At 60.5% G+C, this 15259-nt stretch carries 17 protein-coding genes; 12 read left to right on the forward strand and 5 right to left on the reverse strand.

The genetic code is table 11. From position 1 onward, the window contains the following. Nucleotides 1–413: 413 nt before the first annotated feature. Both P3T21_RS35935 and P3T21_RS35940 read left to right on the forward strand, forming a co-directional pair. Nucleotides 414–956 (forward strand): hypothetical protein, encoded by a 543-nt coding sequence (locus tag P3T21_RS35935; RefSeq protein WP_429260624.1) that lies wholly within the window; start codon nucleotides 414–416, stop codon nucleotides 954–956. 37 nt (nucleotides 957–993) lie between these two features. Next, nucleotides 994–1662, forward strand: a complete 669-nt coding sequence (locus P3T21_RS35940; protein WP_429260625.1) for a helix-turn-helix domain-containing protein — start codon at nucleotides 994–996, stop codon at nucleotides 1660–1662. Between the two features lie 720 nt (nucleotides 1663–2382). Here the strand turns inward: P3T21_RS35940 and P3T21_RS35945 are convergent. After that, nucleotides 2383–2949, reverse strand: a complete 567-nt coding sequence (locus P3T21_RS35945) for a phosphate-starvation-inducible PsiE family protein (RefSeq protein ID WP_429260626.1) — start codon at nucleotides 2947–2949, stop codon at nucleotides 2383–2385. A gap of 651 nt (nucleotides 2950–3600) precedes the next feature. Between P3T21_RS35945 and P3T21_RS35950 the strand changes: the two genes are divergently transcribed. The 3 genes from P3T21_RS35950 to P3T21_RS35960 all read left to right on the forward strand — a co-directional run bounded on the left by P3T21_RS35950 (nucleotide 3601) and on the right by P3T21_RS35960 (nucleotide 8009). Beyond that, nucleotides 3601–3858: a hypothetical protein gene (locus P3T21_RS35950; protein WP_429260627.1), complete on the forward strand. Its 258-nt coding sequence runs from the start codon at nucleotides 3601–3603 to the stop codon at nucleotides 3856–3858. Nucleotides 3859–4182: 324 nt separating this feature from the next. Further along, complete coding sequence (locus P3T21_RS35955) at nucleotides 4183–5052, forward strand: Hsp20 family protein (RefSeq protein ID WP_429260628.1); 870 nt, start codon at nucleotides 4183–4185, stop codon at nucleotides 5050–5052. Between the two features lie 128 nt (nucleotides 5053–5180). Beyond that, a complete protein-coding gene (locus P3T21_RS35960) occupies nucleotides 5181–8009 on the forward strand; it encodes an AAA family ATPase (protein ID WP_429260629.1) in 2829 nt (942 codons plus the stop codon). Nucleotides 8010–8063: 54 nt separating this feature from the next. On the opposite strand, the gene P3T21_RS35965 is transcribed toward P3T21_RS35960, so the two are convergent. The 4 genes from P3T21_RS35965 to P3T21_RS35980 all read right to left on the reverse strand — a co-directional run bounded on the left by P3T21_RS35965 (nucleotide 8064) and on the right by P3T21_RS35980 (nucleotide 10241). After that, complete coding sequence (locus P3T21_RS35965; protein ID WP_429260630.1) at nucleotides 8064–8336, reverse strand: UBP-type zinc finger domain-containing protein; 273 nt, start codon at nucleotides 8334–8336, stop codon at nucleotides 8064–8066. A gap of 74 nt (nucleotides 8337–8410) precedes the next feature. After that, the gene (locus P3T21_RS35970; protein ID WP_429260631.1) at nucleotides 8411–9646 is read right to left on the reverse strand and encodes an NAD(P)/FAD-dependent oxidoreductase; all 1236 of its coding nucleotides are present in this window, start codon (nucleotides 9644–9646) and stop codon (nucleotides 8411–8413) included. 39 nt (nucleotides 9647–9685) lie between these two features. Next, on the reverse strand, nucleotides 9686–9931 hold the full coding sequence (locus P3T21_RS35975) for a DUF6566 family protein (RefSeq protein ID WP_429260632.1): 246 nt from the start codon (nucleotides 9929–9931) through the stop codon (nucleotides 9686–9688). A gap of 67 nt (nucleotides 9932–9998) precedes the next feature. Further along, the gene (locus tag P3T21_RS35980; protein WP_429260633.1) at nucleotides 9999–10241 is read right to left on the reverse strand and encodes a hypothetical protein; all 243 of its coding nucleotides are present in this window, start codon (nucleotides 10239–10241) and stop codon (nucleotides 9999–10001) included. A 612-nt stretch (nucleotides 10242–10853) separates the two neighbouring features. Here P3T21_RS35980 and P3T21_RS35985 point away from each other — a divergent pair. The 7 genes from P3T21_RS35985 (at nucleotide 10854) to P3T21_RS36015 (ending at nucleotide 14502) form a co-directional block, all read left to right on the forward strand. Beyond that, nucleotides 10854–11255, forward strand: coding sequence for an NAD(P)H-binding protein (locus P3T21_RS35985; RefSeq protein WP_429260634.1), 402 nt, complete (start codon nucleotides 10854–10856; stop codon nucleotides 11253–11255). Nucleotides 11256–11438: 183 nt separating this feature from the next. Continuing rightward, nucleotides 11439–11825 carry a hypothetical protein gene (locus P3T21_RS35990; protein WP_429260635.1) on the forward strand — a complete coding sequence of 129 codons (387 nt, stop codon included), beginning with the start codon at nucleotides 11439–11441 and terminating at the stop codon, nucleotides 11823–11825. A 215-nt stretch (nucleotides 11826–12040) separates the two neighbouring features. Continuing rightward, a complete protein-coding gene (locus P3T21_RS35995; RefSeq protein ID WP_429260636.1) occupies nucleotides 12041–12481 on the forward strand; it encodes an Hsp20/alpha crystallin family protein in 441 nt (146 codons plus the stop codon). 15 nt (nucleotides 12482–12496) lie between these two features. Continuing rightward, nucleotides 12497–12910 (forward strand): Hsp20/alpha crystallin family protein, encoded by a 414-nt coding sequence (locus P3T21_RS36000; protein WP_429260637.1) that lies wholly within the window; start codon nucleotides 12497–12499, stop codon nucleotides 12908–12910. 80 nt (nucleotides 12911–12990) lie between these two features. Then, the gene (locus tag P3T21_RS36005; protein ID WP_429260638.1) at nucleotides 12991–13272 is read left to right on the forward strand and encodes a hypothetical protein; all 282 of its coding nucleotides are present in this window, start codon (nucleotides 12991–12993) and stop codon (nucleotides 13270–13272) included. Nucleotides 13273–13344: 72 nt separating this feature from the next. Beyond that, a complete protein-coding gene (locus P3T21_RS36010) occupies nucleotides 13345–13911 on the forward strand; it encodes an Hsp20/alpha crystallin family protein (RefSeq protein ID WP_429260639.1) in 567 nt (188 codons plus the stop codon). Nucleotides 13912–14010: 99 nt separating this feature from the next. Next, nucleotides 14011–14502 carry a phosphate-starvation-inducible PsiE family protein gene (locus P3T21_RS36015; RefSeq protein ID WP_429260657.1) on the forward strand — a complete coding sequence of 164 codons (492 nt, stop codon included), beginning with the start codon at nucleotides 14011–14013 and terminating at the stop codon, nucleotides 14500–14502. Nucleotides 14503–15259: the final 757 nt, after the last annotated feature.

Raw genomic sequence — 15259 nt, forward strand, 5'->3', positions numbered from 1 at the left:
CGACGGTGGACAACCCGCGACTCATCGCTCAATGGAGGCTAAACCGCACATCGATCGCAACTGCAAATCTGTCCGTCGAAGCGGGTCAACCTCAGTAACGCTGAGCTCAAGCGCGCGGGCCTCATTCCACATCGTGTGATCCGGGCCAAACTTGATGCGCTTTTTGTTTTCCAACCGATGTTTTCGGCAATGAAAAACGAAGCTTTAGCGGTGCGGTTTCGGCGGCAGCAATGGTCAACGTCAGGAAGCTGGCAGGTCTGGCCGGCAATCAACGGTGAGGCGTAGCATGGATCCGAGCGGGTCCATAGTCTGAACCGGCTGCCGCCTGAACTGCTTCTTCTGCGCCTATGGCAGCTCGTGCGCGTTCGGCAAGCAGCTAGGCTGCTGGAGAACACTATGGAAGAGGAAAGGCAATGAACCTCAAGCTGGCCGAGTTTGCCGAAAAGGCCGGCAACACCATGGCGAGCAGTGTCCGACCCCGGTACTTCAGCGCCCAGGATATGGCCGGCCCGCGCGGTCGAATCCAAGCTTTTGTCACCGTGGTTGACCTGTGCCTTACCACGACGGGAAAGTGTCCGGAAACAACTTCATGCGGCGAGACCGCCGGACGGATCATCCTTGGTCTGATGTGGACCGTGTCCAGCGTCGGCGCGAACAATCGCGGGCTGCAATTTCTCACGGCCTCGGCGACGGGACTATTCCTCCGGATTGCCGCGATGGTGAGCGACGATCTTTCGGCCAGCCGCATCTGCCCATATAACGAACTTGCCTTAAGCAGTCTTGAATTCGACGTAAGCTTAGGTATTCGACGAGGCAACGAGGAGACTTCTGCTTGTCATGAAGCAAACAACATCGACCCGGGATCACGGGTTACGCTGCCAACCGATGAGCGTTGCTTTCACCAATGGCGGGCTGAATCCAGTGCAGGAATTCGGGCTCGTGATACCGACAGGTAGCACCGTTGTGCAGGCTGCGGGTTGCGACGACTTCGGAATGAGTCACTCCATCCTGATAAGTGCACCATTTGTCGCAGTTATTCCGGCTGGGGCGCAGTTGGCCACGATCGCTGACAACGATCCCAAGGGATGGGTTATCGCACTCAAAAGGGGCGTACTTGGGCAAGTCTCGCAAGAAGCGTTTGTCGCGGTCCCGACATGGTCTAGGTTTTGGGATCCGTTCCTGCGTGAGGCCGTGGACACATTGGACGCTTTGCATCATGCGGAGCTCATCGACGCTGCCTGCGCCAATGCTTTCGCCGATGTCATCTCGGTGCACATCGCTCTCCACTACGGGCACTGTGCTGGTGCGGCCGAGCCGGACACGCCTCTTACGCGTCAAATGCTGACTCGCGTTCAAGCCTTCGTTCATGAGCACATAGCCGAGACCATTTTGGTCGAGCAACTCGCAGTGCTGGTGCACATGGGTACATCAAACTTTGCACGCGCTTTCAAAACGGTGACAGGCAACCCGCCCCATCTGTACGTGACACTCGAACGAGTGAAATTTGCCAGGACGATGTTGTGCCAGGAGACCCTTCCCTTGGTTGACGTTGGCGCGCGCGCGGGGTTTCAGACTCAGCAGCATTTCACCGAAGTGTTTCATCGATATACCGGTGTGACGCCGCGCGCATACCGGCTTGCCCACCGTAACGTCGGTAGCTGACTAATTTGGCGAAGTTGCGAGCAAAACGACGACCCCGGACTCCCGCGCTGGCGATTAAACCAGAGCGACAAGAGTTTCTCGAACCAGATACTGGCCCCGGGAGTTGATCAGAACAAGATTACACGTCTGGCAGGAGCTGGGAAGAACTGCGTGCGTAACTGGAGGGGGCTACGCAGGATGTAATAAGCGTCGACGGGCTTGTGAGGGCGTTCACGTACAACCGACACGTACGATCTACGATCGGTCCCGGCAACGAAGGCCGAAGCCCGCTCGCTTCCCCGGTGCGCCCCGCCGTGTCTTGCGGGAGCAGCGCATAATGTTGAAATACTTTTGTCAGGATGATGGAGGTAGATATGGCTACGTTTGCATGGACGGCGTCCGGATTAACCCTGCAACTGGCCGTGTCACGCATGTGCGCTGGGCTCTCATCGACTCGAAGACACATGGCTGGCTCTCTTCCAGCGCGGTTGTCGAGGTGGCCGAAGTTGTCATAGAGATGTATGCGGGAGACGTTCGTGAGAGCGCTGCAGGACACGATGTGGTACAGCGTTCGGGAATCGACCTCGCGCAGGGATACCGGTATGGGAAATCGTAGCGAAGGGCCTCGCGCTCGAAACCTTCGTGTCGAAGGTCGAACCGGAAGCGGGATCCGGGTCTCGCGTGGCCGTCGACGACGTTCGCTAAAGCGGCGATTTCGCTGTCATCGCGCGGCAGCCCGAGTCAATCGCCCCGCTGCGCACCTTCGCTGGATCGTGTTTCCTGCTGCCGCTGTGCATACATGGTCCGGTCGAGTTCGGCGTCCGCCGCCGTGGTCGCGTCGACCGGATCGTCGCGCTGCCGCATCAGCCAGTAGACGCTCCCCAGCGCCACCAGCGCAAACGCAAGCGCCGCGATCTGCGCGGGTGCGCTGGCCGGATCGAGAATGATGAATTTGCGGGCGATGGCAAGCAGCGCAACGAGAACCACCGTCTTGACCTGAACGATATGATCGCGCCGCGCCATCACGCGCGTAATCGAATGTTTGAATTCCATTGCGATCAACAACGTCATGACCATGCCGAAGACCGTTTGAAACACTGCGTGATCGAGCGGGTTCAGCGCGTCCGAAACCAGCAATGCAGTAACCGCGTGGATCAATTGCCAAAGCGACACGAGAATGATGACGGAGATCACTAGGCTCAGCACATGCGCGACAAGCTGTTCGAAGCGTTCATAAAAGGTGAGTACGTCCCACTGCAGACGCAGCGCATCGAAATCCCTGCGCAGCCAGCTTTTCTTTCTGTCCATGATTTGGCTCCCGGGCGGCCGCCGATACGCCGCGCGCACACAGCGGGTGCGGATTGCACATGCGTCGCGCGAAGGTCAGTTGACGATGTGGCAGCTCATGCGCCACGGTCTTTCGGGTTCATGCTGTTTCTTTGCAGATAGCTGCTTGAAAACGCAACGGGCGGACGTCATTGTCGAACGTTATAAGTCACGCCGCCTGCGCACACCGTCCGGATTGGCGAATGCGCCATTTTTCTATTCGCGGGGCAGGGGCACGGGCTGTCACAAAACACGTACTAAGCTTGGAGTAGGAGTGGAAAAAACGCTGAGTGCGTCGACCGGTCGGCTGGCATACGTCCTGACATCTACCTGCTGGTACCGGCCGACAGGACAGCCGTAGAAGCAAGCAGCCGTGACGCAACCGGCAAATGTAACCACGTCACCGTTAGTGTACCGTGTACCGCCTTTCGTTTCAGCCACCGCACAATTAGCCGCGCCCAGGGGACGATCCGCAAGGGCTCGTCATCACGATCGATTCGCACACGCTCAAAAGCAAATCGCGACAGGGTTTTCGGATCGACGGCCCGTGAGTTGCCACTATGGTTCCAGGCTTGGGATCCGTTCCTGCGCGCGGCGACCGACACGCTCATTTCGGTCTCGCAAACCGCCGCCGTGGAAGTCGGCTGCCTCGAGGACTTCGCCGACGTCATTGCCTCGCATGTCTCGTACCATTACAGCCGCAGCGCTCATGCGAGCGATCCCGAAATACTGATCGACCAGCATATACTGATGCGCATCAACATCCACATCAGCGAACATATTGCCGAGAACATTCAGGTTGAGCATCTCGCCGCGCTGGTGCATACGAGTCCGTCGCACTTCGCGTGTACATTCAAGAAAGCCACCGGTTCCCCACTCATTTTCATCTGACGACGGAGGGGCTGACGCTCGCCAAATCGATGCTGTCTTCGAGCCGGGTGCCGCTCGTTGACGTTGCGGCCCGCATGGGTTCCAGACCCAGCAGCATTTACCGAAGTATTTCATCGCTACACGGGAATGACTCCCCGCGCATTCCGCCTTGCCGCGCGAAGCGAATTGCCGGCATCCGGGAGGCGCACGCCAGGATTGCAGAATCCCGACAAGTCTTCGCAGGAATGAGAAAGAAGTCGCTTCTGTCGACGCGTAGGGTTGAATGCATGGCTTCAATGGCTCCGCCAGAGGCGAATACAGTTCATTGCTACGCGAGGCCTCACGATGCACGATCTGCTCGGACACGCGTGGTGGATGCTGGCGTTGGCTCTATCTGGTCTTACGCTTGCCTTTCTAGTCGCGCTGTACGTGGCCTACGCGACTATCAGCGGCATCAGCGCAATCAGCGGGGCCATCCGTCATGGTCATGACAAATGGGGCTGGTGGGCGCCACTGCTGCTGGGATTGTTCAGCGTCGTCGCCGGTGTGATTGCGATCTTCCTGCCGGCCGTCACCGCCCTAGTGCTCGTCATTGTGAGGCGCGTCAACGCCATCGCGGCAGGCGTGTTCGATCTCGTTACCGTCACCCGGTCGCGTGGTCGCCTGCGCCGCGCCCGGTCGCTGTACGCAACCGGCACTATTTCGCTGGTATTCGGCGTGCTCGTGATCGCGTGGTCCGGCGCTGGCGCGCTTGCACTTGTTTGGATGATCGGTGCGTACGCCATTTTCAGCGGTGCCTTGCTACATCTGCTCACCGATCTGATCCGGGATCCGTTCGGCGGCCTGGGCCGCTGGAACAGTGGTTCGGCGATTTCAATCCCAGCTGGTTTCAGCCGCGCATTCGACGTGGTCGACGACGGCGACGCCTTGCGTATCCTCGCCGAACTGCCGGGCCTGAGCTGCGACGACGTGAAGCTCGAAGTGATCAATGACATGCTGGTGCTGAGCGGCAACAAGCAGATCGAGTCTAAGGGCGAAGAAAAAGGCTGTTACCGCGTGGAACGCGCGTTCGGGCAATTTCAGCGGGCGATTCCGTTGCGGTCCGGTGTCGACCTCGATCGTGTCGACACGCGCTTCGACAACGGCGTGCTGACCATACGCGTGCCCAAAGCGGGCGAGACAAAACAGACCGCAAAGCAGATCGAGATCAGGTGACCCGCGAGGTCTCGCCGCGAGAGATCGTGAAGCAGTGCGTCGGCGAGGCAGAAATATCCAGGATATGGACAGCCCAGTCGCCCACATCGCAACGCACAGCGCGTGGGCAGAACCTGAAGAGGAACATCATGGCCAAATGCAGTGTTTGCGGCAAACCGGCGACTACACAGATTACGATCACCGAGAACGGCCAGCGCCGCCAGTTAATGCTTTGCGACGAACATCACATGGAGTTCATGGCACGCCATCAGCGCAGCCTGTCGCCGCTCGAGTCGCTTTTCCACGGCGGGCTGTTCGAGCGCCTGTTCGACGAGGGATGGTCGCCATTCGAAAACGGCGGCACGGACTGGGAGCGGGCCGGGCGTTCCGCGCCTGGCCGCGCGTCGGCTTCGGCCGGGCCATCCGGTCCGTCTGAAGCAGCGGGCGGCCCCGACAGCGGCGGTGCGCGCCCTCGCCGACGCAGGCGTGCACGCGAGGCCGTCGACCTGCAAAGCTTTCTGAGCGAAAGCGGGCTCGACCGGCTGCAGGCGGCCGCGCAGAAAGCTGTCGAGTTCGGCAAGAACGAGGTCGACACGGAACATCTGCTGCTCGCGCTCGCCGATAACAACGTGGTCAACGAAATCCTGCGCGAGTTCAAGCTCGATGCCGACGATATCAAACGCACCATCGACCAGGACGCGCCGCGCGGTACGGCCAAAACCGATGGCGAGGAGCCCCGCATCGGCGTTTCGCCACGCGCAAAGAGCGCGCTCGAAAATGCACTCGTGGCGTCGCGCGAGCTCGACCACAGCTATGTCGGCCCGGAACACATCCTGATCGGTCTCGTCGAGGAAGGAGACGGTTTCGCCGGCGAGCTGCTGCGCAAACTCGGGCTGACGTCGCAATCGCTGCGTCAGAAAGCAGTGAAGGTGGTGGGCCAGGGCGCGGAAGACGGCAGCGTCGAAGGCCGCTCCTCCACCCCGACGCTCGATAAATACGCGCGCGATCTGAGCGAGCTGGCAAAGCGCGGCAAGCTCGATCCGGTGATCGGCCGCGACAAGGAAATCGAAACCACCATCGAAGTGCTCGCGCGGCGCCGCAAGAACAACCCGGTACTGATCGGCGAGCCGGGCGTCGGCAAGACGGCGATCGTCGAAGGTCTGGCGCAACGCATCGCGCAGGACCAGATCCCTGAAGTGCTGCGCGGCAAGCGCGTGGTCGAGCTGAACATCAACAGCGTGGTGGCGGGCGCGAAGTATCGGGGCGAATTCGAAGAGCGCGTCAAGCAGGTGCTCGACGAAATCGTCGCGAACCAGGACCGGCTGATCGTCTTCATCGACGAGCTCCATACGATCGTCGGTGCGGGCCAGGGCGGCGGCGAAGGCGGGCTCGATATCGGCAACGTGTTCAAGCCGGCGCTTGCGCGCGGCGAACTGCATCTGATCGGCGCAACCACGCTCAATGAATACCAGAAGTACATCGAAAAGGATTCGGCGCTTGAACGGCGCTTCCAGCCAGTGATGGTGCCCGAGCCGAGCGTCGAGGAAACGATCGATATCCTGCGCGGCCTGCGCGACCGGCTCGAGGCGCATCACAAGGTGAAGATCACCGAAGAGGCGATCACGGCCGCGGCGAAGCTGTCGGATCGCTATATTGCCGCCCGCTTCCTGCCTGACAAGGCCATCGACCTGCTCGACCAGGCCGCGGCACGCGTGCGCATTTCGTCGAACTCGCGACCGCAGGCTCTGCACGGTATCGAGGCCACTATCCGTCGTCTGCGTCAGGAGCAGGACTCGGCGAGCGCGGCCAAACAGTTCGACAAGGCGAAGGAACTGCAGGAGAAAATCACGGCCGAGCAAGCGCGTCTGAACGAGTCGACCGAGGCCTGGAAGAAGGAACGCGGCACCAGTTCGCAGGAAGTCGGGGCGGAAGACATCGCGCAGATAGTATCCTCGTTGACCGGCGTGCCGGTGTCCGAACTCACGGCCGAGGATCGCGAAAAGCTGCTGCGTCTGGAAGACCGTTTGAGGGAACGGGTTGTCGGCCAGGACGAAGCCGTAACGGCCGTATCAAAGGCCGTGCGACTTTCACGCGCGGGGTTGACGGAAGCTGGCAAGCCGATCGCCAGCTTCCTCTTTCTCGGACCGACAGGCGTTGGCAAGACCGAACTCGCGAAGGCGCTCGCCGCCGCGGTGTTCGGCGACGAGAACGCGCTCGTGCGCATCGACATGAGCGAATACTCGGAACGCCATACGGTGGCCCGTCTCGTCGGCGCACCTCCCGGCTATGTCGGCTACGAAGAAGGCGGCCAGCTGACCGAGCGCGTGCGGCGCCACCCCTACAGCGTCGTGCTGCTCGACGAGATCGAAAAGGCGCATTCCGAAGTGCACAACATCCTGCTGCAACTATTCGACGAGGGACGTCTGACGGACGGCAAGGGACGGCTCGTGGATTTCACCAACACCGTGATCATCGCCACCAGTAACATCGGCTCGCAGATGATTCAGGACAACATGAAGGCCGATTCGAAACAGCTGGACTATCCCGCGCTGCGCGACCGGCTGATGGAAATCCTGCGGCATCACTTCAAGCCGGAGTTCCTGAACCGTGTCGATGAAGTGGTTGTGTTCCATGCGCTCGGCAAGGAGCAGATCCGCCGGATCGTCGACCTGCAGCTTCAGCGCGTGAAGCGCACGGCGGCCGCGCAGAATATCGAGCTGTCGTTCGACGATGCACTGCGTGATCATCTGGCCACGGTTGGATACGATCCCGAGTTCGGCGCGCGGATGTTGAAGCGCAAGATCCGTCTGGAAGTGGAATCGGAACTCGCCGACTCGCTGTTACGAGGCGATGTGCGCAGCGGCGATGCCGTCGAAATCCGCTGGGATGCCGGCGAAAAGGCCGTACGTGTGAAGAAGCTGGGGGCGCCGGAATCGACCGGTGAAGAAGCCAGGAAAGCCGCCGAAACCTCGGCCTGAGGCTCGGAAACGACGGGTGCGACCGGTGGAATCAACGCCGCCGGTTGTACCCGTTTACAGTGCCACTTCTCCCGCGATCATCTCGTCGCGATAGCACCAGATCCACGATTCGCCCGGTTCGATGGAACGCACCAGTGGGTGGCCGGTCACGTGATAATGCGCGCTCGCATGGCGATCGGGCGACGAGTCGCAACAAGCTACATGACCGCACGACATGCAGAGCCGCAGATGCACCCAGGAGTGGCCGAGTTTCACGCAGTCCTCGCAATAGTGCTTCGTGGTCTGTAATACGCGGATTCCATCCAGATGCGTGCAGGTGGGAGTCATGGTCAGCTCCTGGTGATGAGATTGCGACAGAGAAAGCGGACGGCGCCTCACTCATGTGAGGCACATGAAGCACATCATGCGCGGCTCAGATAGCGGTGCACGAGCGCCACCGCCGTGGCTCCTTCGCCGACGGCGGCCGCCACGCGTTTGATCGAGCCGTGGCGGACATCGCCGGCGGCGAACACGCCGGGCAGGCTGGTTTCCAGATACAGCGGCTCGCGATCCAGCGGCCACTGCAGCTTCCGGTCCGTGTCGTGCAGGTCAGGGCCCGTCACGAGATAGCCGGCTTCATCGCGAGCCACGCCCACTTCTTTGGCCCAATCGGTCTGCGGCAGGCCGCCGATGCAAACGAAGAGCCAGTTCGTCTTCACGCGTCGCGCTTCGCCGCTGCGGCGATCGGTCAGCGTGATTTCGCGTAGCACGTCGTCGCCGTGCAATGCGGTAACGGTTGTGCAGGTCAGCACCTCGATGTTCGACGCGGATGAAATACGGTCGATCAGGTACTGCGACAGTGTGCTTTTCAGCGACGTGTCGCGCACCACCATCGTGACGTGATTGCAGTACTGGGAAAAATGCATCGCGGCCTGCCCCGCCGAATTGCCGCCACCCACGATGTATACGTGTTCGCCGCGGACCAGCGACGCCTCGCTCGCACCCGCGCCGTAGTACACACCTGCGCCGCTGAAGCGCGCTTCGTCTGGCAATTCGAGCAGCCGGTACGCGACTCCTGTCGCGCACACCGACGTGCGTGCCGTGATCCGCGAACCGTCTTCCAGATAGACGATACCGTTGCCCGTCGAGAAATCCGCGCGTACGCCGGCACGGGCCAGCAGGATTTCCGCGCCGAACCGGACTGCCTGAGCGCGGGCCCGCTCGGCGAGTTCCGTACCGCTGACACCGCCCGGAAACCCCAGGTAGTTCTCGATCTTCGAAGTGCTGCCGGCCTGCCCACCGACGGCCCAGCGCTCCACCAGCACGGTGCGCAATCCCTCGGATGCACCGTAGACCGCGGCGCTCAGACCGGCCGGCCCGGCGCCATAGATCGCGAGATCGTATTCCGAACGTGACGGGCTGCGGAACCAGCCGAGCTTTTCGGTGATCTGCCGGATGGTCGGACATTCGAGTCGCGTGCCGTCGTGAAACTCGCATACCGGCAGGCGCGAGTCGCGAAGGTGCTGCACGTGTGCCAGCTTCGCCGCCTCTTCATCGCTGCTGAGTTCGATCCACTCGAAGGGAATGTCGCAACGATGCAGGAAATCGCGGATCGCATAGCCTTCCGCCGACCGCATGCGTCCATAGATCTTGACCATGTGTGCCTCGCCCAAGTCTGTGTTCGGTCATGCGTGTGGTCAACCGTCAAGGGAATCCGCCGGCGCTTCGATCTTTTGCCGGATGAAGCGGCGGCCCCATTCGAAGCCGTCACGCACGGCTTCGGCCTCGGTTAACCATTCCGGCTGCACGGTCTCGGGACGAAACTCGGTCAACACATCCGAAGCCTTGCGTACGCTGACCTTCGCGCGCCATGCGCCGAATTCGTTCTGCTCCGGTTGCACCGCGATCTCGTAGCCTCGCCACGCAAGCGTGTGTGTCTGCATACGGTGTCCGACGTCTGCCGCGACGCCGCCTCGATTTATTGAACGCACTGGCCGGCGCACGTTCGTCTCAATCCGGCAGAACGAACTCCGTACGCATGTCCTCGATGACACGCCTGACCTGTCGAAGATAGTCGGCGCCGCTCTCATTGAGCGCGAGCATGTCCCAGTTCCGGCCGGAGGCATCGGGCGGATGCCGCTCGGGCAGCGGCACGCGGACTCGCAGATGGTGGGGGACGTCGGCTGAAAGCTGCTCGACGCGCCGTTGTGTTTCGTCGCGAATCTGTTCGGCCGTTTGAATGGACTTCGACATGGGCTTGCCCTCCATGAGTGGCGAACGTCGACATGGAGTCACGTCGCCCGAAAGTCTCGTGCGGAGATCACGCTACAGATGATTGAAGTCTAGTGCCTGTTGGGCTAAAGGTATAAGGCCGTTCGCCAATCCATTTGGCTATCGCATTCGGGCACCATCCGCACAAAATCCGCGTACAGGCATGCGCAGAAATCGGACGTCGATTCGGAGTCAGGTTCACGCTCGAGTGACTCACAACGCGGCGTCGCGCGGCGGTGCCCGATCGATGCGCATGAGAAGCGCCGTCGCCGCGCATGTCCTTTGAAAGGAGAAACACGATGAGTATGCGGTGATCGGCGCTACCGGCCGCAAGGGCCGCTTGGTGGCGGGAGAATTGCGTGGCGCGCGCATTCCATTTCACGCGCTCGTCCGCAACACGCGCACATCGACTATTTATCGGCACTCGGGCGAGAGTGGTGACCGCCGACCTGACGAAGGATTTCTCCGATGCGCTTGCCTGTTTGCATACGGTCATTTACACCGCGGGTCGGCCTAAACGGAAGGGGCGAACGAGGAACGGCTGATCGACCGGGATGCGATCCAGAAGGTCGCCGACTATTCGAAGGAACACGCGTGGGCCGCTTTGTCGTGATCAACACCCTGCTGGCGTATGCACCGGAACGTGCTCCCGAGGCGCTGCGCCACTATGCCCGCATGAAGTGCGAATCGGACGATTACCTGATCGCGAGCGGACTCGACTATCTGGTGCTGCGTCCCGGCACATTTTCGCCCCTGGCTCGCGGCAAGCTACCTGCACTGCTGTTGTCCGTGACGGTGCCGCCTGCCGCTCCAGTGGCCTGCGCCGCAAATGCGCTGCCGGTGAGGCCGAACATGAACGCCGCCGCGAGGGCCGAGGCGACAGCCATACGCTTGTTGCTGTGTGCTTTCATGGCATATCTCCTTACATCTGCACTCGAGAGACTGGAAAGAGGCGAACGGGCGTACGCGCTCCAGTTCGCCTGCCACGCCCTCTGACAAACAAATCGAAACACGCAGCGCGATAACGCGACTGCCTGAGCGAAACCCAGAATAGGAACGCCCGCGCGAAATTTCAAGGGGGTACGTTGGATGGCCCAGGGTAACGTCGCGCGAGCCTTGAAATCCGCTCTGTCGCCCTTATTCTCGGCGCGCATTGCGTTTTTTAACGAGGAGGCGAGTATGGATTTCGATGTGGAATGGCTGACGCTGGGCAAACACCGGGTGAGACTGCGCTCGACACGAGGTTTTCCGACGGAAACGTTGCGAACAGTTGCCGACGTGGCGCGTCTTGCGATCGAAAACAACTTGAGCGCTCGTGCGCGGCTCGTGGAAATCGTGTTTCGTGATCAGGACAAGGCGTATGACATCTTTGTCGGCACCACCGTCGCGGAAGACCGCCTTTGCGCCGCACAATTAGAGGTGGCGCTGGCTACCGTACTCGGCTTGCTGCCCGAGCAGCTGACGCTGACGGTGAACACAGTTGCGCAGGCCGAGGTCGACCTTAATTCTGGCGTCTATGAACGCCTGCTCGCCCAAAAGCTCGGCTCCGTGCCGCCGATTCAGTGAGCGAAACTCACAGCGTCCCGACAGCCTTCGCGCTGCTGCGACCAACCGGCGCACTCCCTTGAAATTTTGCGCGGGCGTTCCTATTCTGGGTTTCGCACAGGCAGTCGCGTTATCGCGCTGCGTGTTTCGATTTGTTTGTCAGAGGGCCTGGCAGGCGAACTGGAGCGCGTGCGCCCGTTCGCCTTCCTTTCATGTTTGAAAAGGAGGATACGACCATGAGTGATCTCTACTTCGGGAGCGACCTCTTCAGCGAGTTCAACCGCTTGCAGCGGCAGATCGATGAACTCTTCGGAGGCTTCCCGTCCAGCATCCGCTCCATCGGACACGGTGCTTTCCCGCAAGTCAACCTCGGCGTCACCGACGACACCATCGAGATCGTCGCATTCGCGCCCGGCATGAAGCCGGACGAACTCGATGTTTCGATCGACAAGGGCCTGTTGACGATCAGCGGCGAGCGCAAGTCAGCAACGCCCGACGGCGACAGCGACCGGAAGGTCTACGCCGGGGAGCGCTTCGCAGGCACCTTCCGGCGGGTCATCGAACTACCGCAGAACGCTAACCCTGACAAGGTGCAGGCGCGTTATGTGGACGGCTGTCTGTGCGTGACGGTGAGCAAGCACGAGTCGTCGAAGCCCCGGTCGATTACGGTCCAATGATTTGAGGAGAGAGCCATGAGCGATACCACTCAAGTTATCGAACGCGAACAGCCAACCAGCGTGACGCCGAGCACGCAGGCGAAGTCCGCGGAACGCAGGGCAACCATCGTGCCGGCCGTCGATGTCTTCGAGGACCGAACGGGCATCACGGTTGTGGCCGATCTACCCGGTGTTTCGAAGGACCGGCTCGATGTGAAGGTGCAGGACGGCAACCTCGTGATCGAGGCCGAGGCCCGCGTGCCGACACCCGACGGCTTGCGGCTGCGGCATGCCGAAATGCCGGCGCCCAGCTACTTCCGGGCCTTCACGCTGAGTCCGGACTTCGACACGGCAAAGATCGAAGCGAACCTGCAGGACGGCGTGCTGAAGCTGCGCATTCCGCGCAGTGAAAAGGCTCAGCCTCGTCGCATCGAGGTCAGGGTCGGGTAACCCGGAGCACACCATTACGACAATGAGGAAACCTGGTGGCGCGCCGCTGGGCGCCACCATTGCATTTCTGGGAGTTTGCAATGGAAAGCGTCACACAAGAGTCCTGGAAAGGGCATCAAATCAACATCCGTACCGTGCCGGTTCGATACATTCACACGCCGGTATCCGCCCCTGACGGCTATGTGGCGATCGTGCAGATCTGCATGAACGGCGACGTGCTGGCCGACTGGCACCTGCCGCGTTACGGCGAACGGTGGCGCAGTCAGCAGGAAGCTGAGCGCGAAGCGATGCAATACGCCGTTCAACTGATCAATCGTGGTGTATGGGGTGAATCGGCGCAAGCGTTGGGTTTGGCCGCGTAGCACGTTTGAGCGAGGTCGGACTTTTCCACGTGCACCGTACGTCAATCATCTTGCAATTTGTAGGAGGATGAAATGAACACTGATCTGAGCAAATGGAACCCGTTCAAATTCCTGCGCAAAACGCAAACCGAAAAAACCGGCGAGCAATCATCGCCCAGTGCACCAACGTCGAAGCACTGGCTGGCCGAGTGGCCCGATGTGTCCCGGTTCTTCTCATCGGACCCGTGGCGGGCGATGGGCGAGTTCCTGCACGATCCGTTCGCAGGCGTCAGCGGTCTTGACCGATGGTTCGGCGACTTCAGTTCATCGCGGTTCCAGCCGCGCATCGATGTCGTCGATGACGGCGACGCGCTGCGTATCACCGCTGAGTTGCCGGGCATGGATCGCGAGAATTTGCAGACTTCCATCGAAGACGGCGTCCTCGTTCTGCGTGGCGAGAAGAAGCAGGACACGAGGAGCGAGGAAAACGGCTGCTACCGGTTGGAGCGGTCGTACGGCTCATTCACTCGCATGATTCCGCTGCCCGATGGGGTCGACGTCGACAAGGTGGATGCAAAGTTTGACAAGGGCGTCCTGACGCTTTGTTTGCCAAAAACGACTTCCGCCGGCTCCGCGGTCAGGAAGATCGAGATCAAATGAGTTCTTCGGCGCGTAGGGTCGGACGGTAGCATGCCCCGGGCGGCGTGGTATTTATTCGCCACGCCGCCCGGCGGCACTGTGGGATCAAAGCAGCTAACTATGAATGAGAAAAGGAATAAGGCCCGCAGAGCGTTGGACGCGCTCCGGTTGGAGCCGCACGTCCTCGGTTTTTACGAACGCTTCGAACAGGCTGTCGCTCATATTCTGAGCATCGTCATTTCCGTGATCATTGCCATATCACTGTGGCAACTCATCCACGCGGTAGTCGCATTGCTCCTGTTGAAAGCGCTGAACCCGCTGGATCACGCTGTGTTCCAGACGGTCTTTGGCATGATCATGACGTTGCTGATTGCGATGGAGTTCAAGCACTCCATCATTCGCGTGATGCTTCGACGCGATCATATCGTGCAGGTGAAAACGGTCGTACTGATCGCTTTGCTCGCGATCGCGCGCAAATTCATCATTCTTGATCCGAACACCGATCCTTACCGAATTGGCGCGCTGGCCGTCGCACTTCTGGCACTGGGTGGGGTCTATTGGCTCATGCGTCAGCGCGATGATCCGGTTGAAGCGGAGGGATTCCCGGAGTGACATTGACTGTCGGCGCTCTCACAGCGAGACGCTGGCCAGACTCGATCGAAAGAGCTACGGGCCGGGTCGGGAGTGATCCTGCCGCCTTCCATAAGTGGAAACCCACGCCGCGGCGCCGACCGCTTTTCGGCGGCCATACCCGGGGCGAACGACCGTCGGCTTCAGGTCGGCGGCGTTACGTTCGGCCTAGCCGATTTCAGGCTGGACTCGGCCAGGAAGAGTCATTCGTCGCGGCCGCCATTTGGACACCCGTGCGACCGCTTCACTCCCGTCAACGGTCCTTCGACCACCGATGATGTACATCTTGTCGTCGGTGCCAAACCGGCCGTTCAAGTCACGCCTTTAACGACCACTCGCCAATGTCCGCTTTCGCGCCTCGCAAAGGGACTATTACGTATCGACAGGCGATAATTAATTAGGAATGGATAGTATCGCCTTAATCGATCAAGAGCCAAATGTCCTTCGCCAGCTTGAGATCACCCCTTTCGATCGACAACCTGTGAGTCTCAATCAACTCGTGTACTTCCATTTGTATGCTCCCTGCACGGATGTTTGCTTGCACGACCTGCCGCCAGCGTTTCGCGTGCCTGCTTGGTCTGATCTGATTTTTTAGCAGCAGTCTGCATCTATTTTTTCTTGCGGTTCACCTGCAAATTAGAGGCCGCGCAAGGGCGTGGCGCGACATGTCGCCGGGGTGGCGATGTGTATCGAGGAAGTTCAAGATGTTGAATCGCGCCAAGAAGAAAGGTGGCGCGCG

This window comes from Paraburkholderia sp. GAS334 (assembly GCF_050436625.1).
Classification (GTDB): Bacteria; Pseudomonadota; Gammaproteobacteria; order Burkholderiales; family Burkholderiaceae; genus Paraburkholderia.